Origin of the sequence: Phenylobacterium sp., assembly GCF_030679875.1 — a bacterium.
GTDB lineage: Bacteria > Pseudomonadota > Alphaproteobacteria > Caulobacterales > Caulobacteraceae > Phenylobacterium.
In genome coordinates, this window is record NZ_JAUXSP010000018.1 from 32,179 (window position 1) to 53,616 (window position 21,438).

Sequence of the window (21,438 nt, forward strand, 5' to 3'; positions counted from 1 at the left end):
ATGTGAGCTGCGACGATCAATCCCGCTTGTGCATCAGTTTGAACACACCAGACCCCCGGACCACATCGCGGCGGCCCACATAGACCCGCCCCTCCACGAAGGCGACATCCCGGGTCAGGCGGGTGACCCGTGACTCGCCCATGACCCACTCCCCGACCCGACCCATGTGCAGGAAGTCCACCGAGAGGTGGATGGTCACGCCCGGCCGACGGGCGGCGCGGAAGACCGCCGCCCCCATCAAGCCGTCCAGAAAGCTTGTCAGCATGCCCCCATGCACCAGGCCGAGCCCGTTGGCGTGGCGCGGCAGGGCGAAGAAGGCCTGTTCGGTGGTTTCCCCGGGGGTCGACCGGTGAAAATAGGGCCCGTTATGACCGGAATAGGCGCCGCGCCCTTCCGAACGAACAAAGCCTTCCGGCGGCGCGGGGATCTCGTCGTGCGACTCACCCACCGGGGAAGATCCGGTGAACCACTCGGTCCCCCGGCAAGGCGCCGATCTGAGCCGCACGCCCCCCGACCAGCTCCAGGACCGCCCGCACAGGCCCACCGGAGGGGACGCCTTCCTCGGACAGGGGAACCGTGTTCCGGGCGATGGAGAGGATACGACCGTCGGCCCGGATGAAAATCATGTCCAGGGAGATGTATGTGTTTCGCATCCAGAACGAGACCGGGCGCGGCGTGTGGAAGTCGAACAGCATCCCGCGATCGGCCGCCAGTGACTTGCGATACATCAGGCCTTGGGCTCGACTGGCGTTGTCGGCGGCGACTTCGACCTGGAACCGCACGGGGCCGCGGGCCGTGAGAATCTGCAGGGGCTCAAGGGCGGGCAGGGTTTTGGCGAATAGCTGCGTCGGCGCGGCGAGACCCGCTAAGCCCGCCAAAATCGCGCGGCGATGAACCAAGGGACGGGACAGGGCAAAACCTCCGACAGACCATGAGCGGCCGACCAGACGCGCGCCTAAGTTATCAGCGGACGTCGAATACGGCTTGCGAGCAGGAGCGCGCTTCGGCCGTAAAACCGGGGTCCACCTTTACGGAACGCGCTCTAGGCCAGACCTACCGGCTCAATCTCGGCCACCACAAGTCCTTTTGGCCCCTCGGCGAACCGGACCACGACGTCGTCCCCCGGCTGCAAGTCCTCGAGACCGGCACGACGCAGGGTCTCGATGTGGACGAAAATGTCCCCTGGCTGGGTCTCGCGGACCACAAATCCATAGCCCTTGGCTCGGTTGAACCACTTCACCTTGGCCCGCTCCTGAGGCCCGCCGGCGAGCACCGGGCGACGCGGCCGGGCGAAGGAATCCCCACGATCATGGCTGCGGTCCTCACGGTCGTGGCTCTCGCGGCGAACCTCATCGCGGCTGCGCCGCGGATCCGGGGGCGGGGCCGCGCTCTCGTCAAGCTCCAGGACTTCTGCCACCTGCCAGCCCTTGGGGCGACGAATGGCCTCGCAGACGATGATGGCGCCCTCAAGGGCGCTCTCATGCCCGGAGTCTCTCAGGGAGGTGACGTGCAGCAGCACGTCCTTCAGGCCCGTCTGACTGGGATCATCCGGGACGACGAAGCCATAGCCCTTGCCGGCGTCGAACCATTTTACGCGACCGCTGATGCGTACAGCGTCATCCGCGCCGGCATCCTGAAAATCGTAACCAGACATGCGCCCCTCTGACCCGGTCTCCCTCGATCCACACGACCAGGCCAGTTATAACACTGTTCTCGTTAGCCGAGAGCCGTCAATAACCATTTGGCTGAACAAGCTTGGCAATACGAAAATCGCCAGCTTGCAGGGCAGATTTGAGGAAAAGAGGCCGCGCCGAGGGGCGTGTTACGCCTAGTTTGACACAGGGGGCAGGTCGACCGGCGGCAGGTTCTCATCGGTCTCCGCCGTGCCGGCCGGCGACGCGACCGCGGGATTGGCGCGCATGGCGCCTTCGCCAGCCACGCCCGTGGCGCCGGCGTCGGGCGCAGGCGATTCCGCAGCGCTGGTATCCGGCATGGCGGCGGCTGTGTCCGTCTGCTCCGGGTTCGTATCGGTGCAGGCGGTCATGGCCAGCGCCGCCGCCCCAGCCGCCAGAAGGGTGATGATCTTCATCGCTCGGTCTCTCCGTCAGAATGCCGGAGTTGAACGCAAGGCTACGCTATTTGTTGCGCCAACCCGGAATGGCGCCCCGGTCAGATAAAGGCCGGTCAGATCAAGGGATGAGGAGAGCTCCGCGTGGCAGTCCCTAGGGGAGTCGAACCCCTCTCTCCAGGTTGAAAACCTGGCGTCCTAACCGATAGACGAAGGGACCACTCGACGCGGAGGGCGGCTCTATATCCGCCTTCCCTGCCCCACGCAACCCGCAGGCTAGACGTTTTTGCGGCGGGGATCGGCCACGTCGTCGATCTCCAGCTCCACGCCCTGTCGCCCATTCCAATCATCAGCCTTCAGACGGCCCACGACATGGACCGCGCCGCCGCCACCCATCAGCCTGCGGCCGACCTCGGTCTCCTCCGCCCGCCACGCCACGGCCTTCAGGCGGGCCCCAGAGCGGTCTGTAAGGGTGCAGCGCACATGTCCGCCCCGAAGCATCATCGGACGCTCCACACGGGCCTCAGCGAGGGCGAAGAGGGGTTCGGGATTGCCGGGACCGAACGGAGCGAGTCGCTGGAAAGACTCCAGAAGGCCGCGGTCCGCCCCCGCCGCGGTGATCAGGGCGTCGATCTCCAGCGCGTCGGCCTCAGTGGCGGCGTCGGCTTCCACTTCAAGTCGGGCGCAAAGAAACTCTCGCAGTTCCGGAAGGAGATTGGGGCGGACCGAAAGCCCCGCCGCCATGGCGTGACCGCCGCCGGCCAGTAGAAGTCCGGCGTCGAAGGCCGCCTGAACCGCGCGTCCGAGGTTCACCCCCGGCTGTGAGCGGCCTGAGCCCTTGCCCACATCGGCGGCGCGGTCGATCCCCACAACCAGGGTCGGCTTGCGGTAGCGTTCCCGCAGGCGTCCGGCGACGATGCCAATAACGCCGGGGTGCCAGTCGTCGGCGGCGACCAGCAGCAGGGGCTGGTCGGCGAAATTGCTCTCGCGTTCCAGAATGCGGACGGCGGCCTCCAGGACTTGCGCCTCCACCTCGCGGCGCGAGGCGTTCAGGGCGTCGAGCTCGAGGGCGATCTTGCGCGCCTCGTCCGGATCGTCGGTCGAGAGCAGGCGGGCGCCCAGGTCGGAGCGGCCGATTCGCCCACCGGCGTTGATTCGGGGGCCCAGGACGAAGCCAGCATGAAAGGTGGTGGCCGGACCCTTGGCGCCCGCGGCTTCAAGAAGCGCCTTTAGGCCGGGATTGGCCCAGGCGGACATGACCTTGAGTCCCTGGGCGGTGAGGGCGCGATTGAAGCCGACCAGCTGTGTGACGTCGCAGACGGCCCCCATGGCCGCCAGATCGAGCCACTGACGCAGGTCAGGTTCTGGACGCTCGACAAAGAGGTTCCGGGCGCGGGCCTCGCGGTTCAGGGCGGCGAGCAGGACGAAGGTCACGCCGGCGGCGGCCAGCACCCCCTGGCCCGACCCACAGTCGGCGCGGTTGGGATTGACCAGGGCCGCACAGACCGGAATCTCATCGCGCATCAGGTGATGGTCGACCACCACCACGTCGAGGCCGATCTCACCAGCGCAGGCGATCGCGTCCACGGCCGCAGCCCCGCAGTCCACGGTGACGACCAGATCGGCCCCCTCCTCCCGCAGGCGTCGGAAGGCGGCCGGCGACGGGCCATAGCCCTCGGCCACGCGATCAGGGACATAGATGGTCAGGCGCTTGCCCATGGCGTCGAACCACCGGACCAGCAGGGCTGCGCTGGAGGCGCCATCCACATCGTAGTCGGCGAAGACCACCACGGCCTTGTCGGCCACCAGGGCGTCCACCAGCACCCGCGCGGCCTTGTCCATATCGGCGAAGGTGGAAGGATCGGGAAACAGCGCCTTGAGCGTCGGCTGCAGATAGCTGACCGCCGCCTCGGCCGTGATCCCCCGGGCCGCCAGGGCCCGAGCCATGGGCTCATCGAGACCCAGGGCCATCTGATGGGCTCGGACCAGGGCCGGATCGGCCGGACGCGCGCGCCAGAGCCGGCCGCTCAGGGAGCGATCAACATCCAGATAGCCTGCTGGGCCGCCCGCGCCGTCGGCCATGGTCACACCGGCCGCTTCATCCGCACTTCCCGAACGGTGCGGGTAAAGGAATTCATCACCATGGAATGGGTGTGCACGAAGCCGTCCTTCAGCCGGACGCCGTCCAGCAGCACCCCCTTGGTGACGCCGGTGGCGGCGAAGATGGCGTCAGCGCGGACCATCTCATGCAGGTCATACTTCTTGTCGAGCTGAGTGATGCCGCATCGCTCGGCGCGCATCCGCTCATCGGCGTTTCGGAAGACCAGCCGTCCCTGGAACTGGCCGCCCACGCATTTCAGCGCGGCGCAGGCCAGAACCCCTTCCGGCGCGCCCCCCTGCCCCAGATAGAGGTCGATGCCGGTGTCGGGATCAGCCGTATTGATGACGCCGGCCACGTCCCCGTCGGTGATCAGATGCACCCGGGCGCCGGCCTCCCGGAGCCGTGCAATGATCTCGCCATGCCGCGGCCGGTCCAGAACACAGACGGTGATCTGGCTGGCGTCGACACCCCGGACTCGCGCCAGCGCCTGGACGTTTTCAGCCGGGGTGGCGTCGAGATCGATCACCCCCGCAGGATAGCCGGGTCCGCAGGCGATCTTGTCCATATAGGTGTCGGGCGCATTCAAAAGCGTGCCCTTGGGCGCCCAGGCCATCACCGTCAGGGCGTTGGACATGGCCTTGGCCGTCAGCGTCGTGCCCTCAAGCGGGTCCAGGGCGATGTCCACCGCCGGCCCGCCCCGGCCCACCTTTTCGCCGATGTAGAGCATGGGCGCTTCGTCCCGCTCGCCCTCGCCGATGACAATCTCACCGTCGATCGCAAGGTCGTTCAGCGCCGTGCGCATGGCGTCGACCGCGGCCTGGTCGGCGGCCTTCTCATCGCCACGCCCGACCAGGTTCCAGGCCGCGATGGCGGCGATTTCCGTCACCCGCACCGAGTCCAGCACCAATCCGCGATCGAGGGTCTCAGCGCTCATGTCGGTCTCCGTCCTGCCCCCGCGGGCCGTTAGTCTCCGGGAAGTCTCATATCCGGGCGATTCGCATCAGCCGTGGCGCCTGTATGACGGCGGGATGACCGCCGATGCGCTCCACCGCCTTGGCGAGCACGGCTTCAGACACCGAATGGGTGGTCAGCACGATGGGCACCCCCTCGGCGTCTTCCACGGGCTTCTGCAGGAAGCTCTCGATGGAAACGCCAGCTTCCGCCAGGGTCTCGGACACCGCGGCGATGACGCCCGGCTCATCCTTGACCAGCAGGCGAAGATAGGCCCGGACCAGACTGCGACTGCGGTCGACAGGCGTGAAGGCGGCCAGCTCGGTCGCCGGGCGCTGGAACACGGGACGGACAGCCTGGGTCATGACGTCGGCGATGTCCGCGGCCACCGCGGCCGCCGTCGGACCTGCGCCAGCGCCGGCGCCCTGGATAAAGATCCGGCCAAGCCGCTGGCCTTCGATGAACAGGGCGTTGAGGGCGCCGCCGGCCTGGGCGAGAGGATGGGCCAGGGGCACAAGGGACGGATGAACCCGCACCGACACCCCCTCGTCGCTGCGGTCGGCCGAGGCGATCAGCTTGATGCGATAGCCGAGGTCCTTGGCCATGCGGATGTCGAGCAGCTCGACCTGATCGACGCCCTCGACCTGACAGGCGGCGAAGTCCGGGGCGCAGTTGAAGGCCAGGGCCGCCAGGATCGTAATCTTGTGGGCGGCGTCGAACCCGCCCACGTCCATGGTGGGATCGGCCTCGGCATAGCCCAGGCGCTGGGCTTCAGCCAGGACGTCCTCGAAGGCGCGCCCCCCCTGTTCCATCTCGGTCAGAATGAAGTTGCAGGTGCCGTTGAGGATCCCGGAAAGGCTGCGGACGTCGTCGCCGACCATGGCCTCACGGACCATCTTAACCGCTGGGGTGCCGCCCATCACCGCGGCCTCAAACAGCAATGGAACGCCGGCGGTCTCCGCCAGGGACGCCAGCTCCGCGCCGTGTTCAGCGATCAGGGCCTTGTTGGCCGTCACCACGGGCTTGCCCGCCTTCAGCGCCGCCTCGACGGCCGCCTTGGCCGGACCGTCTGACCCGCCGATCAACTCGACAAACAGGTCGACCTCGTCCGACTGGGCCAGCGCCACCGGATCGTCAAACCACGCCATTTTCGAAATGTCGAACGGTCGCGGCCGGCTCCGAGAGCGGGCCGAAACGCCGCTGACCGTGACTAGGCCCCCAGCCGGGGCGAAGCCGGGACGCTCGCTCAGAAAGGTCAGGAGGCCGGCGCCGACGGTGCCCAGGCCAGCAACGCCGACGCGCCAGTTTCGCGGACTCATCAGCTTGTCACCGTGTTGTGCGCCCGGGCGAGAATCTCATCGGCGTTGCCGAGGAACTTCTTCACATTGCGGGCGGCTTGCCGGATGCGATGCTCATTCTCAACCAGTCCGACGCGGACAAACCCCTCGCCATACTCGCCGAACCCGACGCCGGGCGCGACGGCCACGCCCGCCTCTTCGATCAGCAGCTTTGAGAAGACCAAGGCGCCGGCCTCCTTGAATTTCTCCGGGACAGGCGCCCAGGCGAACATGGAAGCGTTGGGCGAGGGAATGTCCCAGCCGGCCCGCTTCATGGATTCAACCAGGACATCGCGGCGCGATTTGTAGATGCTGCGGATCTCGGCGACGCAGTCCTGCGGCCCGTTCAATGCGGTGGCGGCCGCAACCTGGATCGGCGTGTAGGCGCCGTAGTCCAGATAGGATTTCACCCGCGCGAGCGCGTTACAGATCCGTTCATTGCCGACCACCATGCCCACGCGCCAGCCGGCCATGGCGTAGGTCTTCGAGAGCGAATTGACCTCGACGGCGATGTCCTTGGCGCCTTCGACCTGCAGGACCGATGGCGGCGGGTTATCGTCGAAATAGATCTCCGAATAGGCGATGTCGGAGATCACCAGCAGATCGTGCTTCCGTGCGAGGGCGATGGCGTCCTTGTAGAAGTCCAGGTCCACGCACTGGGCGGTCGGGTTGGACGGATAGGACAGGATCAGCACGCTTGGCGGTGGCGCAGAGTGCTTCACGGCCCGACTGACACCGGCCAGATATTCCTCCGGCGAGTGAGCCGGTACGTGGCGGATCACGCCGCCGGCCATGATGAAGCCGTAGGCGTGGATCGGGTAGGCCGGATTTGGACAGATGATGACGTCGCCCGGCGCGGTCAGGGCCTGGGCCAGATTGGCGAAGCCCTCCTTGGAACCCAGGGTGGCGATCACCTCGGTGTCCGGGTTCAGGGTCACGTCGAAGCGGCGCTTGTAGTAGCCGGCCATGGCGCGGCGCAGGCCGATAATGCCCTTCGAGGCCGAATAGCGACCCGCCTTCGGATCTCGGGCGGTCTCGATCATCTTTTCGACGATATGCTTGGGCGTCGGCATGTCGGGATTGCCCATGCCAAAGTCGATGATGTCTGTGCCCTCGGCGCGAAGCCGCGCCTTGATGCGGTTCACCTCCTCGAGGACGTAGGGCGGGAGGCGTCGGATGCGATGGAATTCGGGGGTCATTGCAAGCTCTGCCGCTGTTGCGGCGTCTGGGAGCTGAAAGTCGCGCATGGATAGACTCCGGGCTGGAGTCCGCCAAGCAGGCTCAAGGAACTTTTCGCCTCCGCGGGCCCCCTCAACGGGGCGACGGAGGCGGTGTAGCTCGCTCCCGGGCCTCCCGGGCGAAGGCCTCGGTATTGGCGGGCGCGCCAGCCACCGGCGGGGGCGCCGCCTGGGCCTGAGCGCGGGTCGCGAAGCCCTCAGTATCGTCCAGCGTCCAGGTTGATGGCGCCGTCCGGGCGAACAGGTCAGCGCGCGCGGCCTCTACCTCGGAGACCGCAGCAGCCCAGGCCCGCGGCCCCCGCACATCGGTCGGGGCCGGTGGGATATCGCTGAATCGAGGATAGGCCTTGTCCGCCCTGGCGGCGGCGAGCACCGCTTCACCCGCCGGCGACAGCGGATCGACGGGCGCGGCGGCAAACGGATTAGCGCTGGCGCACCCGGCGAGAATGAACGCGCCCAGGCACACGCCGGCGCCGCGCCAGATACGGGCGCCTTGGGGGTTTTCAAAAAGACCGGGCGATACATTCATTTCCGCCTCGCTCTTATGACATGATGCGGTCCAGCGAAAGGGCTGCAATCGGCCCACCTACCCGGAGGACGGCCTGCCATGAGCGAAAAGAGCCCGAAGACGCCCAAGGCGGCCCCAAAGCCTAAATCAACAAAAGCGATCCCCGCTAAGGCCTCCGTCCCGGCGTCTCCGCGGAAGACGGCGCCTGCAAAGGCCAAAGCCAAGAAGACCACTGCGGTTGCGGCCACAGCGGCGCAGCCAAAGGCCGCCGCCCCTCCGCGCCCGGCAGCCCGCAAGACCGCGGCGCCAAAAGCGGTCAGTCCCGCGGCGGCCGATAAGGCTCGCCCGACCCCCGCCGCCCCACCGCCGCCCAAGGTGGAGCAGATCGCGCCGGTTCAACCCGCTCTGGGGCCGGCAGACCTCACCCTTGACCAGCAACGCATGCTGGAAAACCTGTCGACCAACCTCGCCCGGGCGGCCATGACCGCCCAGGGCGCCATCGCCGAGGCCGCGCTGCGCAACGCCGACCGCCCAGCCGCCCTGAACACGGACCCTTTCCATATCGCCCCGGCGCTGACGGAGGTCATGGGCAAGCTGGCGAGCCAGCCAGACCGTCTGATCCGAGCCCAGGCTGATCTTTTGTCGCGCTATATGGACCTGTGGCAGTCCACGGCCCGGCGGATGGCCGGCGAGACGCCCTCCCCGGTCGCGACCCCAGCCAAGGGCGACAAGCGATTCCTCGATCCCGACTGGTCGGAAAATCCCGTCTTCGACGTGATGAAACAGTCCTATCTGGTCACGGCTGACTGGCTAAACGGCCTGGTGGGCGGGGTCGAGGGCGTCGATCCGATGGCGCGGCGACGCGTCGAGTTCTTCATGAAGCTGCTCACTGACGCCTTCTCGCCGACCAACTTCCTGGCCAGCAATCCCACGGCCCTGCGGGAAATCATGGCCACCGGCGGTGAGAGCCTGGTGAGGGGCATGGAAAACTTCGCCGCTGACCTCGCCCGCGGCGGCGGCCAGCTTTCGATCAGCCAGACGGACTACGAGCAATTCAAGATTGGCGAAAATGTCGCCACCGCCCCGGGCAAGGTGGTGTTCCAGAACGAACTGCTACAGCTGCTGCAGTTCACGCCTTCCACCGACCAGGTCCACCAGATCCCGCTGGTGATCTTCCCGCCCTGGATCAACAAGTTCTACATCCTCGATCTGCGCCCCGACAATTCGATGATCCGCTGGCTTGCCGACCAGGGGATCACGGTCTTTGTCGTCTCCTGGGTCAATCCAGACCAGAGCCTGGCGACCAAGACCTTCGAGGACTACCTGCGCCAGGGGATCTATGAGGCCACCGAGGCGGCCTTGACCCAGGCCGGCGTCAAAGCTGTGAACACGGTGGGCTATTGCATCGGCGGAACTCTGCTATCGGCCGCCCTGGCGCATATGGCCGCCAAAGGGGACCAGCGGATCGCCTCGGCGACCTTTTTCGCCGCCCAGCAGGACTTCAGCGAGGCTGGCGACCTGCTGCTGTTCACTGACGAGTCCTGGCTGAAGGACCTGGAGCAGAAGATGGACGCCGAGGGCGGCGTCCTGTCGGGCCAGGCCATGGCCGACACGTTCAATGTGCTGCGGTCCAACGACCTGATCTGGTCGTTCTTCGTGAACAACTACCTGATGGGCAAGGAGCCGCGCCCCTTCGACCTGCTGTTCTGGAACTCCGATCAGACCCGCATGCCCAAGGCGCTGCACATGTTCTATCTGCGCAAATTCTATGGCCAGAACGCCCTGGCCAAGGGCGAGCTGGAAGTCGATGGGGTGAAGCTCGACCTCGGAACGGTCAAGACCCCGATCTATGTGCAGTCCTCCCGGGAGGACCACATTGCGCCGGCGGCCTCTGTCTATCGCGGCGCGCGCCTGTTCGGCGGGCCGGTGACCTTCACTCTGGCGGGTTCAGGCCACATCGCCGGCGTCGTCAATCCGCCGGCGGCCAAGAAGTATCAGCACTGGACCTTCGACCAGCTCCCCCCGACCCTCGCCGGCTGGCAGGCGGGGGCTGAGGAAACTCCAGGCTCCTGGTGGCCCCATTGGGCGGCCTGGCTGAAGACGCACTCCGGCGGACTGATTCCCGCCCGTGACCCCGCCAAGGGGCCGCTAAAGCCGATAGAGGATGCCCCCGGCGGCTATGTGAAGGTGAAATCTTAGGCCAATCAGGGTCCGTCCTCTGCAGGGAGGACGGACCCTGAGGCGCTAGTTGGGGCTCAGGGCGTCATAGACCAGGCGCGGCGAGATATCGCGCATGGCCGGGGTGCCTGCGCCAGGAATGCTGCCCCGCAGATTCTGGATCATGCCGACGAAAACGAGATCGTTGGTCGGATCGATCCAGAACCAGGTGCCGAACGCCCCGCCCCAGTAGAATGAGTTCAGGCCCTGAGGCGTGCCTGCGGCCGCGGGATCGTTGATCACCGCGAAATCCAGCCCAAAGCCGACGCCTGTCTGACTGGGACCATAGAGGTCGACGGTCACCCCGTCGGCCAGCACATTGGTGCGCATCAGCTCAACCGTGTCCGGCTTCAAAATACGAACGCCGTCCAGTTCGCCGCCATTGGCCAGCATCTGGGCGAAGCGCCAATAGTCCTCGGCGGTGGAGAACAGGCCGCCGCTGCCCGAGAGGAAGGCGGGCGGACTCGTCGGCGCGGCCCTTACCTCGCCAGCCGGAGCGATCAGGCCGTCATCACCATAGGTATGCATCGCTGAGACCCGACCGAGCTTGGCCGCCTCAACATGAAAGCCTGTGTCTTCCATCTTCAGGGGATCGAAGAGGCGCGTCTTGAGGAAGGCGTCCAGGCTCTGGCCCGAAAGCTTCTCGACGATATACCCCTGGATGTTCACGCTCGGCCCATAGCGCCAGTCGGTTCCCGGTTGAACCGCAAGAGGCAAGGCCGCCAGCTTGTCGATCATGGCCTGAAGATCGCCGTCCTGCAGGCCGTCATCCTCATAGCCCGCGCTGACGTCGAAGCCGGCCGTGTGGCTCATGAGCTCGCGCATGGTCATGGGATGGGATTGCGGCTCGGTTCCGCCGCCCGCAGTGGCCACCGCGAGGTCTGCGAATTCCGGGATATGTTTGGCCACCGGGTCGTCCAGGCTCCAGCGCCCCTCCTCCCAGAGAATCATCATGGCCACCCCGGCGACCGGCTTGGTCATCGAGGCGATGCGATAGATGGTGTCGCGGGCCGTCGGCTGGCCCGTGGCGACATCCTGAACGCCATAGGCCTCGAAATGGACGACCTTGCCCTGCCGGGCCAACAGGGTGACCGCGCCGGCCAGCTTCTTCTGGTCGACCAGGCTCTGCATTTCGGAACTCAGAGCTTCGATACCTGTCGCCGCGAAACCGGCCTCAGCCGGCGCGACCACGGGCACTTCAGCTAAGGCCGGGCCCATGGCCAGCGCAGAGAGAACGAGCGCCGAAGCGGCTCCAGCCAGTCGGCGTCCCATATGGTGTCGCATCATACCTCCCTAAGGTGTTGTCCCTCGTTGAAGGACGTCTTAGGGCGCCGCCGAACCTCGGCCTAGAATTTCATCGGACGGTTCAGGCCGGCACGAATTTCAACGCCACGCCATTGTTGCAGTAGCGCAGCCCCGTAGGCCGTGGCCCATCCTTGAACACGTGTCCCTGGTGACCCAGGCATCGGGCGCAGTGGTACTCTGTCCGGGGAAAGCCGATCTTGAAGTCGGTCTTCTCGCCCAGCGCCCCTTCGATGGGCCGATAGAAACTCGGCCAGCCGGTGCGGCTGTCATACTTCCAGTCCGACTTGAACAGGGGCAGCTCACAGCCGGCGCAGACATAGGTTCCGCGGCGGGTCTCCTTGTCGAGCGGACTTGATCCCGCCCGCTCGGTCCCCTCGTGCCTCAGAACCTGATAGGCGGCGGGGGAGAGGCGGCTTTTCCACTCCGCGTCTGTCAGCTTGCGCCAGGGCGTACTGGCATGGGTGTCGGGAGTCTTGGCCTGGGGCGCGCCGCCGCAGGCGGCGAGCGCGCTAGCGCCGAGAAGAACGGCGCGGCGATGGAAGGCGTGCAGCAGGTTCATACCCGATTATACGCTGGGTTTCGGACTGCGGATGAACCCCAGCCAAAATGTCCCGAACCACCACTCCCTAGGACGTCAGAACAGCCTGTATCCCCGCCAGCAGGCTGGCCGCGGTGATCGGCTTGGCCACGTGGATGTTCGCGCCCGCAGACAGGGCGTCGGCCTGATGCTCGACCATGGCGTTGGCGCTGAGCATGACGATGGGGGTTGGCGCCCGTCCCTCTTCGGCTTCAAGGGCCCGGATGGCGCGGGTGGCGCTCAGACCGTCCATGTGGGGCATCTGCATGTCCATCAGCACGATGTCGAACCCGCCGCCGGCGAAAGCCGCCACCGCCTGGCGACCATCCTCGACGGTCACGATCTCTGTGTCCTGACTCGCCAGAATGAGCTGGACCACCCGCTGGTTGGTTGGGTGATCCTCAGCCAGGAGAATGCGCAGGGGCCGTTGGACGGCCGCCGGATCTCGGTCCACGGGGCGCGACGCCTCGTCGAGGAGGACAGGCTCCGCCTGGGGCAGCGGGATCGAGACCACAAAGCGACTGCCCCGACCCGGCTCCGACTCCGCCGAGATTTCTCCCCCCATCAGGGCGGTCAGAGACCGGCAGATGGACAGCCCGAGACCCGTCCCGCCGAAGCGTCGGCTGATGGTCTCGTCAGCCTGGCTGAAACGATCAAACAGGCGAGCGGCCGCGGCGGCGTCGAACCCCACGCCGGTATCCTCGACCACAAGGGTCAGATGGTCCCCGCCGGGCCCCTCCACCCGACCAATTCGGAGGGCGACGTGCCCGGTCTCGGTGAACTTGACGGCGTTGGACAACAGGTTGCCGACGATCTGCCCGATCCGGGTGGCGTCCCCTAGAAACCGGCCCTGAATCGCCTCGTCTCGGTCCACGTGCAGGCGTAGGCCCTTCTCTTCGGCGCGAAGGCGCGTGACCTCGATAAAGGGCCGTAGCGCCTCCTCCAGATCAAAGGCCCGGGTTTCCAGCTCCAGCTGCCCGGCCTCAATCTTGGAGACCACGAGGAAGTCTGAGACCAAACGCTCAAGGATCACGCCGGAATCCCGGACAAGGCCCACCATCTCCGCCTGGTCGGGGCTCAAGGGGGTGCGCGACAGCGCATCGATGATGCCAATCACGCCGTTGAGGGGGGTGCGCACCTCATGGCTCATATTGGCGAGAAAGTCGGTCTTGGCCCGGCTCGCCGCCTCGGCCGCCGCCTTGGCTTCCAGCAGGGCCTGTTCGGCCGCGACCCGGTCAGTCACGTCGCGGGCGACGCCATAGATCCGGTCGCCCAATCTCTGAGCGCGCCACTCAAGGGTGCGGTATCCGCCGTCCCGATGCCGATAGCGGTTGATAAACCCCAGCACCGGATCACCAGCCTTGCGCTGCTCAACCTCATCCACGCTGCCCAGTGTGCTGGGGAGGTCGTCGGGGTGGACCAGACGCAGCAGCGGCCGTCCCTCCATCTCCGCCGGATCGTGCCCCAAGGTGGTCAGCCAGGAGCGGCTGGCCTTCAGGACGCGTCCCTCGATGTCGCGGATCACGAGCAGATCATGGGAGACGTCGAAGAAGGCGCCAGCGTCGAGGGCCGGCGATTCCTGGCGCGGCCATTCCGCCTCGGAGTCGGGATCGAGGAATGACACATGGGTCATGAAACGAGATCCTTAAGCGCCAGACTATGACCCCCCACACATATCGGAGTCCGGTTAAGCACTCATTGTTGGTGTTGGCGCGCAGGCTGTCACTTTCGGCCCTCAGGCGCGCGTCAACCCCGCGCCCTCATCCAGTCCCAGCATCAGGTTGAGGTTCTGGACCGCCGCTCCGGACGCCCCCTTGCCCAGATTATCCAACACCGCCATCAGTCGGGCCTGGCCCTTGGACTCATCTCCAAAGACGTAGAGGCGCAAGGTGTTGGTGTCGTTCACGGCCTCGGGGTCGAGGGCATGAACATAGCCCGCCGCCCCGGCCCGGGCCTGGCTGAGGCTGGACATCTCCAGATCACTGGCGACCTGGACGAAGGCCTCGTTGGCATAGGCTTCTGACAGCGCCGCGCGCAGATCACCGACCCCGGGCTGACCCGGCAGGGCCCACAGCGCCAACGGAACCTCGACGATCATGCCCTGGGCGTAGCGCCCTACCGCCGGGGAGAAGACCGGGGCGTGGGTCAGGCCGGTATAGGCGACCATTTCGGGAAGGTGCTTGTGCGCCAGGGTCAGGCCATAGGAACGGAAGGCGTCAGCCGAAGGCGCGGGCGCAGGGGTGTCTTCAAACTCGGCGATCAGACCCTTTCCGCCACCGGAATAGCCCGACACCCCATGGACGCTCAGGGCGGCCTCCGCAGGAATCAGCCCGGCCCGGACCAGCGGGGCGACAAGGGCGATAAAGCCTGTGGACCAGCAGCCCGGATTGGTGACCCGTTTGGATGCGGCGATGGTTTCACGATGCCCCGGGGCGAGCTCCGGGAAACCGAACACCCAGCCCGGCGCGGTCCTGTGGGCGGTGGAGGGGTCAATCACCCGCACGTCAGGATTGACGATCATGGCCACGGCTTCGCGGGCGCCGTCATCAGGCAGGCAGAGAATCGCCACGTCGACGCTGTTCAGCAGCTCAGCCCTGGCGTCGGCGTCCTTGCGTCGCGCCGGATCAATCGACACCACCTCCAGGTCACGCCGACCGGCCAGGCGCTGGCGGATCTGCAGGCCCGTGGTGCCAGCCTCGCCGTCAATGAAGATCTTATGGGCCATGGTCGTCTCCCGCCTGGGACGATGAACAAGAAAAAGGGCGCTCCGGTCTCCCGAAGCGCCCCATTTCGCATACGCGGTGTTCGCGCGCGACTAGCGCTTCGAGAACTGGAAGCTGCGGCGGGCCTTGGCCTTGCCGTACTTCTTACGCTCGACGACACGGGAGTCACGAGTCAGGAAGCCGTGCGGCTTCAGGACCGGACGCAGACCCGGCTCGTAATAGGTGAGCGCCTTGGCGATGCCATGACGGACCGCGCCGGCCTGACCCGAAAGGCCAGAGCCCTTCACGGTCACGATGACGTCGAACTGGCCCAGACGGTCAGCGATCTCCAGCGGCTGGGCGATCATCATGCGCAGCACGGGGCGCGCGAAATAGATCTCCTGGTCGCGGCCATTGATGGTGATCTTGCCCTTGCCGGGCTTGATCCACACCCGGGCCACGGCGTTCTTGCGCTTACCGGTGGCGTAGGAGCGGCCGTACTGGTCGATGACCGGCTCACGCGGCGCGGCTTCGGGGTTGGACGAGAGGCTTTGCAGGGCCTCGAAACCTTGGGTCTCGGACATGGGCCTCAGGCGCTCCGCACGTTCTTGGCGTTCATCTCGGCGAACGCGATGGTCTCGGGGTTCTGGGCGGCGTGCGGATGCTCAGCGCTCGTATAGATGCGCAGGTGAGTCATCTGCTTGCGGGCCAGGGGGCTTTCCTTGGGCAGCATGCGCTCCACGGCCTTTTCCAGGATGCGCTCGGGGAACTTGCCGCCGAGGATCTTGTCCGCGGTGCGCTCCTTGATGCCGCCTGGGTGACCGGTGTGCCAGTAATAGATCTTGTCGGTCAGCTTCTTGCCGGTGAACTTCACCTTGTCGGCGTTGACGATCACGACATAGTCGCCGCAATCGACGTGCGGGGTGTAGTCGGGCCGGTGCTTGCCGCGAAGACGCATGGCGATGAACGAAGCGAGGCGGCCGACCACGGCGTTCTCAGCATCGATCACGATCCACTTCTTCTCGACCTCGGCGGGCTTCAAAGAAGCCGTGGTCTTCATCATGGGGACGATCCGTTAGTTGCGACGGCGGCGTAGCGCCGGCGACGTGAGGCGCGGCATGTACGTGCCGCACATCAGGTTGTCAACACAGATAGCCCGGAAAGCCTTATAAATCACGGTCTGCGGGGACGTGGTACTATATTACCAGGCTCAACCTCAGTCCCCGCGGTTGACGATCGAAGCGGTGGCCACGAGATCGTTGAGCAGGGAGAGGGTGGCGGCGCCGGAACACTCGAACGGGTCGAACTCCAGGCGGCGGAAGTATTTGAGCACCAGGGAGGGATTGAGCTTCTTGATGCTGACCTGGCCCATGGTCCAATTCCCGAACTGCCGCTCGGAAATTTCCTCATAGGAGAGCATCCGGACGTTCTGGTGCCGGTCATCGCGCACAATGGCGTTGTAGAGGTCGCAAACCTCGTCACGCCCGCCTTCAATCACCTGAATGAACAGATTGTCGGAGACGCAGAGAAGGCCGGTGATGCCCAGCGCAGGGTTGTTTTTCCTGGACTGCTGGAGAATGCGGTCAAGCTCAGCGCCCTCCAGGGCGGTCGATGGGCGGCTGGCGTAGAGACAACGAACGAGCATGACGCCTTACCTACTTGCTGGACCTGATCAGCGAGAGGAACTCGCTGCGTAAGGTGTGGTCCTTCAGAAACGACCCGCGCATAACGCTGTTGGTCATCTTTGTCTCCGTATCCTTCACGCCCCGCCAGTGCATGCAGAAGTGGTCGGCCTCCATCACCACGGCCAGACCGTCGGGACGAACCTTCTCCATCAGCAGCTCGGCCATCTGGGTGATCGCCTCCTCCTGGATCTGGGGGCGAGACATCACCCATTCGGCCAGGCGGGAGTATTTCGACAGGCCGATCAGGTTGGAGTGCTCATTGGGCATCAACCCGACCCAGAGCCGCCCCATGATCGGGCAAAAATGGTGGCTGCAGGCGCTTCGGACAGTGATCGGGCCAACGATCATCAACTCGTTCAGCGCCGAGGCATTAGGGAACTCCGTCACCGGCGGCGCCTCGGCATACCGGCCGCGGAACACCTCGGTCAGGTACATCTTCGCCACACGTCGCGCGGTGTCCTGGGTGTTGTGATCGCTCTCGGTGTCGATCACCAGGCTGTCCAGCACGGAGCGGAACTTGCCCTCGACCTCGTCCAGCAACCCTTCGAGCTCGCCGGGCTCCAGGAAGGCGGCGATATTGTCGTTGGCGAAGAAGCGCTTGTTGGAGGACTTCAGCCGCGCCCGGATCCGGGCCGAGACGGGCGTTGGCTCCGGCGGACCGGGGGGCGGTTTGGACTCGCTCATGAACCATCTGTCGAAAGGTGAGGCCGTCATCGGGCCAGGGCCGCGCCGAACGCGACCCCGAGCCAGACTGTATCAGGTCCAGCCAAGCCGCCTACCAGCTTGTGGCCCTCAGCCAACCCGTCGGGTCAGTCCCTGCTGCTCGAGCCGCCACTTGAACTGATCAAACCGGTCCTGACCGAAGAACGGCTCGCTGTTGAAAGCGATCATCGGCACCCCGTAGTGGCCCGCCTGCCGCTGCGCGACCTGGTTGGCCTCGACGACGGCGTCGAGTCTGGCGGACTCGGCGTCTACGGCTGCGGCAAGTTCTATGGGATCGAGCCCGGCGCGCTCAGCCGCCCCAGCCAAATGATCCCCCTCATGCCAATTCTCGACCTCCCCGCTCCAGATGAGACGGCTGACCTCGGTCAGATAGGCCAGTCCCTTTCCGCGCTCAGCGGCCGCCACCCCCATCTGGGTCAGGCGGTGGATGTGCGGTTGTTCCTTGGGATAGGTCCGGGTGGCCATGTCCATAAAGACCGGATCAGGCCGGGGCCAGGCGAAGGGCAGGCCCAGGAAGCCTGCCTCACGATGAATGTCGGTCAGGAAATAGCTGAACCACAGGGGGTCACGGGTCTCAAAGAACTCCGGCGTCCGGACGGCCAGCGGATAGACCGGGCGGATAACGCCGGTCACGTCAAACTCCGCCTCCAGAGCCATCAGGCGGGGGGTGATCATGTAGGAATAAGGCGAGCGGAAGGACCAGTAGAGGTCGTAGGTCAGGGTCAATTGGGCCTCCGCTGGCTCTCTCAGGCGAGATGCTCGCCGTTATATATTGACACGATAACTGTCATATCGAAGCGATCCAACCCTGGATTTGACACCTGTCATCGCCTCGCCACGGCTTTCGCATAGAATGACGTCAAACGCCTTTGACCTCTGGAGCCCCATGTCTCTTCATCGACGCGCCCTGCTGGGCGCCGCCGCGGCCGGCGCGGCCTTTTCCGGCTACGCCCTGCGGGCCCAGGCTCAGGCCGACACTGAGACCTATCTCAACGAGGTCTATGGCTATGGCCCGTTGAAGCCGGACCCCTACAAGATTCTCGATCTGCCGGAGGGCTTCTCCTACCGGGTGATTTCCCATGCCGGCCAGACCATGGATGACGGCTTTTTCGTGCCCTACAAGGCCGACGGCATGGGCGTGGTCCCCCTGGGCGGGTCGCGAATCGCCCTCCTCCGCAACCATGAGCTCAGCCCCCGCGACCTGAACTATGGTCCCCTGGGTCATGGCCGGAAGCTGGCCGATAAGCTCAAGCGCGAGCAGGCCTATGATGTGGGACCCGACGGCTATCCCCTGGGGGGCGGCGTCACCACCCTGGTCTACGACCTGAAGCGCCAGCGGTTGGAGAGCCAGCATCTCAGCCTGACCGGCACCCTGGTCAATTGCGCCGGCGGCGTCACGCCCTGGGGCTCCTGGCTGACCTGCGAGGAAACCACCCTCTCCCCCAAGGCGGGGCTGGGCAAGGAACACGGCTGGGTCTTTGAGGTGCCGGCAAAGGCGAAAGGACTGGTCGACCCGGTTCCCCTGAAAGCCATGGGTCGATTCCAGCATGAGGCGGCGGCGGTCGATCCGGGCTCCGGCGTGGTCTACCAGACCGAGGATTCCTTCGACTCCAAGGGTCTGTTCTACCGCTTCCTGCCCAATGACCGGCGCCATCTCGCCAAGGGCGGGCGGCTGCAGGTCCTGGGGTTCCGCGACGCGCCCGAGGGCGGCGATGCGCGTAACATGAAGGGATCCGAACCCACCTGGCAGGTGGGCGACCGCAAGGCCTGCGTCTGGATCGATGTGGAAGGGTCAGACAATCCCAATGAAGATCTGCGCTTGCGCATGCATAACGCCGGCGCGGCCTTCATCGGCCGGGGTGAAGGCATCTTCTGGAGCCCGGAGGGGGTCTATTTCACCTGCACCTCGAGCGGGCCCGCCGGCCATGGCCAGGTACTGCGCTACATCCCCAGCCCGCAGGAGGGCCAGCCTGGCGAGGCTGACGCCCCAGGTCAGCTGGAGCTGTTTGTCGAGCCCACTGATCTCCGGGTCATGGACTTCGCCGACAACCTGGCCATCTCGCCCTGGGGGCACATGTTCGCCTGCGAAGATCGCTATTCCGACACCCTGCGCAATCACCTGAAGGGGATCACGCCAGATGGGCGGATCTATACGATCGCCCGCAATGTCTTTGAGGGGAATGCGGAGTTGGCCGGCGCCTGCTTCTCGCCGGATGGGTCCACCTGCTTCGTCAACATCTACTGGCCTGGACTGACAGTGGCGATCACCGGACCCTGGAACAGCTTCCGCGCATAGGCCTGCGTCAGGGGGCCTAAACCCGTCGGATGCGCCAGGCGAAGGCCGTCGCCAGTCCCAGAACCACGGCGGCCAGGAACTGGTGGATCATGCTCAGCCACAGGGGCGCCACCAGCATCAGGGTGGCGATCCCCAGCACCACCTGCAGCAGGGTGGCGTGGGTGGTGGCCATCATCAGCCGCTTGGCTGAGGACGGCACATAGTTGGTCCGGCGGGCGCTGATGGCCATCCAGATCACCGCCGCCGTCAGGACGTAGCCCATGAGCCGGTGATGGAGCTGCACCGCCCCCTGGCTATGAGCGATGGTTCCCCACAGACCGTCGCCGGCATAGTCCCGCGGGAAGAGGGTGCCGTTCATCAGCGGCCAGTCATTATAGACCCTGCCCGCGTCATTCCCGGCCACCAGGGCCCCGAGAAGGATCTGCAGGAAGATCAGCCCCATAAGCCCGAGGGCGAGGCCGCTCCAGGGGCTGGGCAAGGATTGGCGCGCCTCCCCCCGCCAGGCGTCCAGCGCCGTCCAGATCAGGGCGGAGAACAGGATAAAGGCCAGCCCCAGATGGACCATGAGGCGCTCTGGCGCCACCGACACCCGCTCCGACAGCCCACTCGAAACCATCCACCAGCCAATGGCGCCCTGCAGTCCGCCAAGCGCAAACAGCCCCACGCAGCGCAGGATCAGGCGCCTGGGGATCTCCTTGCGGACCAGGAAGTAGACGAAGGGCAAGGCGTAAACCAGGCCGACCAGACGGCCCAGGAAGCGGTGCGCCCACTCCCACCAGTAGATGACCTTGAACTCGTCCAGGGACATGCCGCGGTTGACCAGCTGGTACTGCGGGATCTCCCTGTACTTGGCGAATTCCGACTCCCAGTGCCCGTCGGACATCGGCGGCAGGGCGCCTGTGACCGGTCGCCATTCGGTGATGGAAAGGCCGGAGTCCGTCAGGCGGGTCGCGCCGCCGACCACCACCATCAGCAGCACGAGAGCGGCGACGATGGAAAGCCAGATGGCGACCGGAGTCGACCGGTCCGAACGCAGGAACGAGGTCATTGCGGCGGGATCGCGCCTCTTTGGGGTTTAAGTTGGGCCATGGGCTAAAGCACCGGAGGAAATCCGTCCATGGTCTGCGGACCTTGTCAGGTCTTTTGGAACCCCCCAAGCTTGGCCGCATTCTGCAAAGGCGGCGACCACAGCCGGACATGAGAGGGAAGACAGCATGAGCGGCGTAGGTATCCTTGGCGCGATTATCATTGGCATCTTCGCGGGTTGGATCGCCGAGAAGATCATGAAACGCGACCACGGGCTTTTCACCAACCTGGTGGTGGGCCTGGTCGGCGCGCTCATTGGTGGGTTCATCGCCAACGCGATTGATTTCCCGTTCAGTGGCTTCATCGGCAGCCTGATCGTCTCGACCATCGGCGCGGTCCTGCTCCTGGCCATTCTTGGTCTTATCCGGCGCAAGTGACATCGGGCGGCGGCGCAACCTATATGGGGGTTGCGCCGACCTGGCGCCGCATGCGTCGCGAGGAACTGATGAGCGCCCGACTGCGCAAACTGATCGGCCTGTTTGGTATGGTGGCGTTCGTCACCGCCTATGCGGTGGCGGCCATCCTGGTGGGCGAGCGCTTGCCCGACAGCCTGTGGATTCAGACGGTCTATTTCGCCGTTGCGGGGCTGGCCTGGGGGATCCCCATCCTGCCGCTCATCAGTTGGATGAACCGCGGCCACTGAG

23 protein-coding genes and 1 tRNA gene are annotated in these 21,438 nt (G+C 65.7%); 4 read left to right on the forward strand and 20 right to left on the reverse strand.

What is annotated here, in order from left to right; genetic code table 11:
• Positions 1–16 precede the first annotated feature (16 nt).
• The 10 genes from Q8K84_RS10390 to Q8K84_RS10435 form a co-directional block, all read right to left on the reverse strand.
• A complete protein-coding gene (locus Q8K84_RS10390) occupies positions 17–448 on the reverse strand; it encodes a PaaI family thioesterase (protein ID WP_305282571.1) in 432 nt (143 codons plus the stop codon).
• Complete coding sequence (locus Q8K84_RS10395) at positions 441–878, reverse strand: DUF192 domain-containing protein (protein ID WP_305282572.1); 438 nt, start codon at positions 876–878, stop codon at positions 441–443. Before Q8K84_RS10395 ends, Q8K84_RS10390 begins: the two co-directional genes overlap by 8 nt.
• A gap of 164 nt (positions 879–1,042) precedes the next feature.
• A complete protein-coding gene (locus Q8K84_RS10400; protein WP_305282573.1) occupies positions 1,043–1,654 on the reverse strand; it encodes a cold-shock protein in 612 nt (203 codons plus the stop codon).
• A 174-nt stretch (positions 1,655–1,828) separates the two neighbouring features.
• Positions 1,829–2,089: a hypothetical protein gene (locus Q8K84_RS10405; RefSeq protein WP_305282574.1), complete on the reverse strand. Its 261-nt coding sequence runs from the start codon at positions 2,087–2,089 to the stop codon at positions 1,829–1,831.
• Positions 2,090–2,213: 124 nt separating this feature from the next.
• A tRNA-Glu gene (locus tag Q8K84_RS10410) sits at positions 2,214–2,288 on the reverse strand.
• Positions 2,289–2,344: 56 nt separating this feature from the next.
• On the reverse strand, positions 2,345–4,150 hold the full coding sequence (gene recJ, locus Q8K84_RS10415; protein WP_305282690.1) for a single-stranded-DNA-specific exonuclease RecJ: 1,806 nt from the start codon (positions 4,148–4,150) through the stop codon (positions 2,345–2,347).
• A gap of 2 nt (positions 4,151–4,152) precedes the next feature.
• A complete protein-coding gene (gene glpX, locus Q8K84_RS10420) occupies positions 4,153–5,103 on the reverse strand; it encodes a class II fructose-bisphosphatase (protein WP_305282575.1) in 951 nt (316 codons plus the stop codon).
• A 46-nt stretch (positions 5,104–5,149) separates the two neighbouring features.
• Positions 5,150–6,439 (reverse strand): homoserine dehydrogenase, encoded by a 1,290-nt coding sequence (locus Q8K84_RS10425; RefSeq protein ID WP_305282576.1) that lies wholly within the window; start codon positions 6,437–6,439, stop codon positions 5,150–5,152.
• The gene (locus Q8K84_RS10430) at positions 6,439–7,656 is read right to left on the reverse strand and encodes an LL-diaminopimelate aminotransferase (protein WP_305282577.1); all 1,218 of its coding nucleotides are present in this window, start codon (positions 7,654–7,656) and stop codon (positions 6,439–6,441) included. Before Q8K84_RS10430 ends, Q8K84_RS10425 begins: the two co-directional genes overlap by 1 nt.
• Positions 7,657–7,768: 112 nt before the next feature.
• Positions 7,769–8,224 (reverse strand): hypothetical protein, encoded by a 456-nt coding sequence (locus tag Q8K84_RS10435; protein ID WP_305282578.1) that lies wholly within the window; start codon positions 8,222–8,224, stop codon positions 7,769–7,771.
• Between the two features lie 420 nt (positions 8,225–8,644).
• On the opposite strand from Q8K84_RS10435, the gene phaC reads away from it, so the two are divergent.
• Positions 8,645–10,402 (forward strand): class I poly(R)-hydroxyalkanoic acid synthase, encoded by a 1,758-nt coding sequence (gene phaC, locus Q8K84_RS10440; protein ID WP_305282579.1) that lies wholly within the window; start codon positions 8,645–8,647, stop codon positions 10,400–10,402.
• A 45-nt stretch (positions 10,403–10,447) separates the two neighbouring features.
• On the opposite strand, the gene Q8K84_RS10445 is transcribed toward phaC, so the two are convergent.
• The 9 genes from Q8K84_RS10445 to Q8K84_RS10485 all read right to left on the reverse strand — a co-directional run bounded on the left by Q8K84_RS10445 (position 10,448) and on the right by Q8K84_RS10485 (position 18,138).
• On the reverse strand, positions 10,448–11,704 hold the full coding sequence (locus Q8K84_RS10445) for a serine hydrolase (protein WP_305282580.1): 1,257 nt from the start codon (positions 11,702–11,704) through the stop codon (positions 10,448–10,450).
• Positions 11,705–11,786: 82 nt separating this feature from the next.
• Positions 11,787–12,284 carry a peptide-methionine (R)-S-oxide reductase MsrB gene (msrB, locus tag Q8K84_RS10450; RefSeq protein WP_305282581.1) on the reverse strand — a complete coding sequence of 166 codons (498 nt, stop codon included), beginning with the start codon at positions 12,282–12,284 and terminating at the stop codon, positions 11,787–11,789.
• A gap of 67 nt (positions 12,285–12,351) precedes the next feature.
• Entirely contained in the window at positions 12,352–13,935 is a 1,584-nt protein-coding gene (locus tag Q8K84_RS10455) for an ATP-binding protein (protein ID WP_305282582.1), read from the reverse strand.
• A 102-nt stretch (positions 13,936–14,037) separates the two neighbouring features.
• Positions 14,038–15,027 carry an N-acetyl-gamma-glutamyl-phosphate reductase gene (argC, locus tag Q8K84_RS10460; protein ID WP_305282583.1) on the reverse strand — a complete coding sequence of 330 codons (990 nt, stop codon included), beginning with the start codon at positions 15,025–15,027 and terminating at the stop codon, positions 14,038–14,040.
• 90 nt (positions 15,028–15,117) lie between these two features.
• Positions 15,118–15,588 carry a 30S ribosomal protein S9 gene (gene rpsI, locus Q8K84_RS10465; protein WP_305282584.1) on the reverse strand — a complete coding sequence of 157 codons (471 nt, stop codon included), beginning with the start codon at positions 15,586–15,588 and terminating at the stop codon, positions 15,118–15,120.
• A gap of 5 nt (positions 15,589–15,593) precedes the next feature.
• Positions 15,594–16,067 carry a 50S ribosomal protein L13 gene (gene rplM, locus Q8K84_RS10470; RefSeq protein ID WP_305282585.1) on the reverse strand — a complete coding sequence of 158 codons (474 nt, stop codon included), beginning with the start codon at positions 16,065–16,067 and terminating at the stop codon, positions 15,594–15,596.
• A 153-nt stretch (positions 16,068–16,220) separates the two neighbouring features.
• Positions 16,221–16,649, reverse strand: a complete 429-nt coding sequence (locus Q8K84_RS10475; protein ID WP_305282586.1) for a BLUF domain-containing protein — start codon at positions 16,647–16,649, stop codon at positions 16,221–16,223.
• Positions 16,650–16,659: 10 nt separating this feature from the next.
• On the reverse strand, positions 16,660–17,373 hold the full coding sequence (gene folE / locus Q8K84_RS10480; protein ID WP_305282587.1) for a GTP cyclohydrolase I: 714 nt from the start codon (positions 17,371–17,373) through the stop codon (positions 16,660–16,662).
• Between the two features lie 108 nt (positions 17,374–17,481).
• Positions 17,482–18,138 carry a 2-hydroxychromene-2-carboxylate isomerase gene (locus Q8K84_RS10485; RefSeq protein ID WP_305282588.1) on the reverse strand — a complete coding sequence of 219 codons (657 nt, stop codon included), beginning with the start codon at positions 18,136–18,138 and terminating at the stop codon, positions 17,482–17,484.
• Between the two features lie 160 nt (positions 18,139–18,298).
• Here Q8K84_RS10485 and Q8K84_RS10490 point away from each other — a divergent pair, with 160 nt between their 5' ends.
• Positions 18,299–19,708 carry an alkaline phosphatase PhoX gene (locus Q8K84_RS10490; RefSeq protein ID WP_305282589.1) on the forward strand — a complete coding sequence of 470 codons (1,410 nt, stop codon included), beginning with the start codon at positions 18,299–18,301 and terminating at the stop codon, positions 19,706–19,708.
• Between the two features lie 16 nt (positions 19,709–19,724).
• On the opposite strand, the gene Q8K84_RS10495 is transcribed toward Q8K84_RS10490, so the two are convergent.
• A complete protein-coding gene (locus Q8K84_RS10495) occupies positions 19,725–20,756 on the reverse strand; it encodes a COX15/CtaA family protein (RefSeq protein ID WP_305282590.1) in 1,032 nt (343 codons plus the stop codon).
• Positions 20,757–20,922: 166 nt separating this feature from the next.
• Here Q8K84_RS10495 and Q8K84_RS10500 point away from each other — a divergent pair, with 166 nt between their 5' ends.
• Both Q8K84_RS10500 and Q8K84_RS10505 read left to right on the forward strand, forming a co-directional pair.
• Entirely contained in the window at positions 20,923–21,171 is a 249-nt protein-coding gene (locus tag Q8K84_RS10500; protein ID WP_305282591.1) for a GlsB/YeaQ/YmgE family stress response membrane protein, read from the forward strand.
• A 68-nt stretch (positions 21,172–21,239) separates the two neighbouring features.
• The gene (locus tag Q8K84_RS10505; protein ID WP_305282592.1) at positions 21,240–21,437 is read left to right on the forward strand and encodes a DUF2842 domain-containing protein; all 198 of its coding nucleotides are present in this window, start codon (positions 21,240–21,242) and stop codon (positions 21,435–21,437) included.
• Position 21,438: the final 1 nt, after the last annotated feature.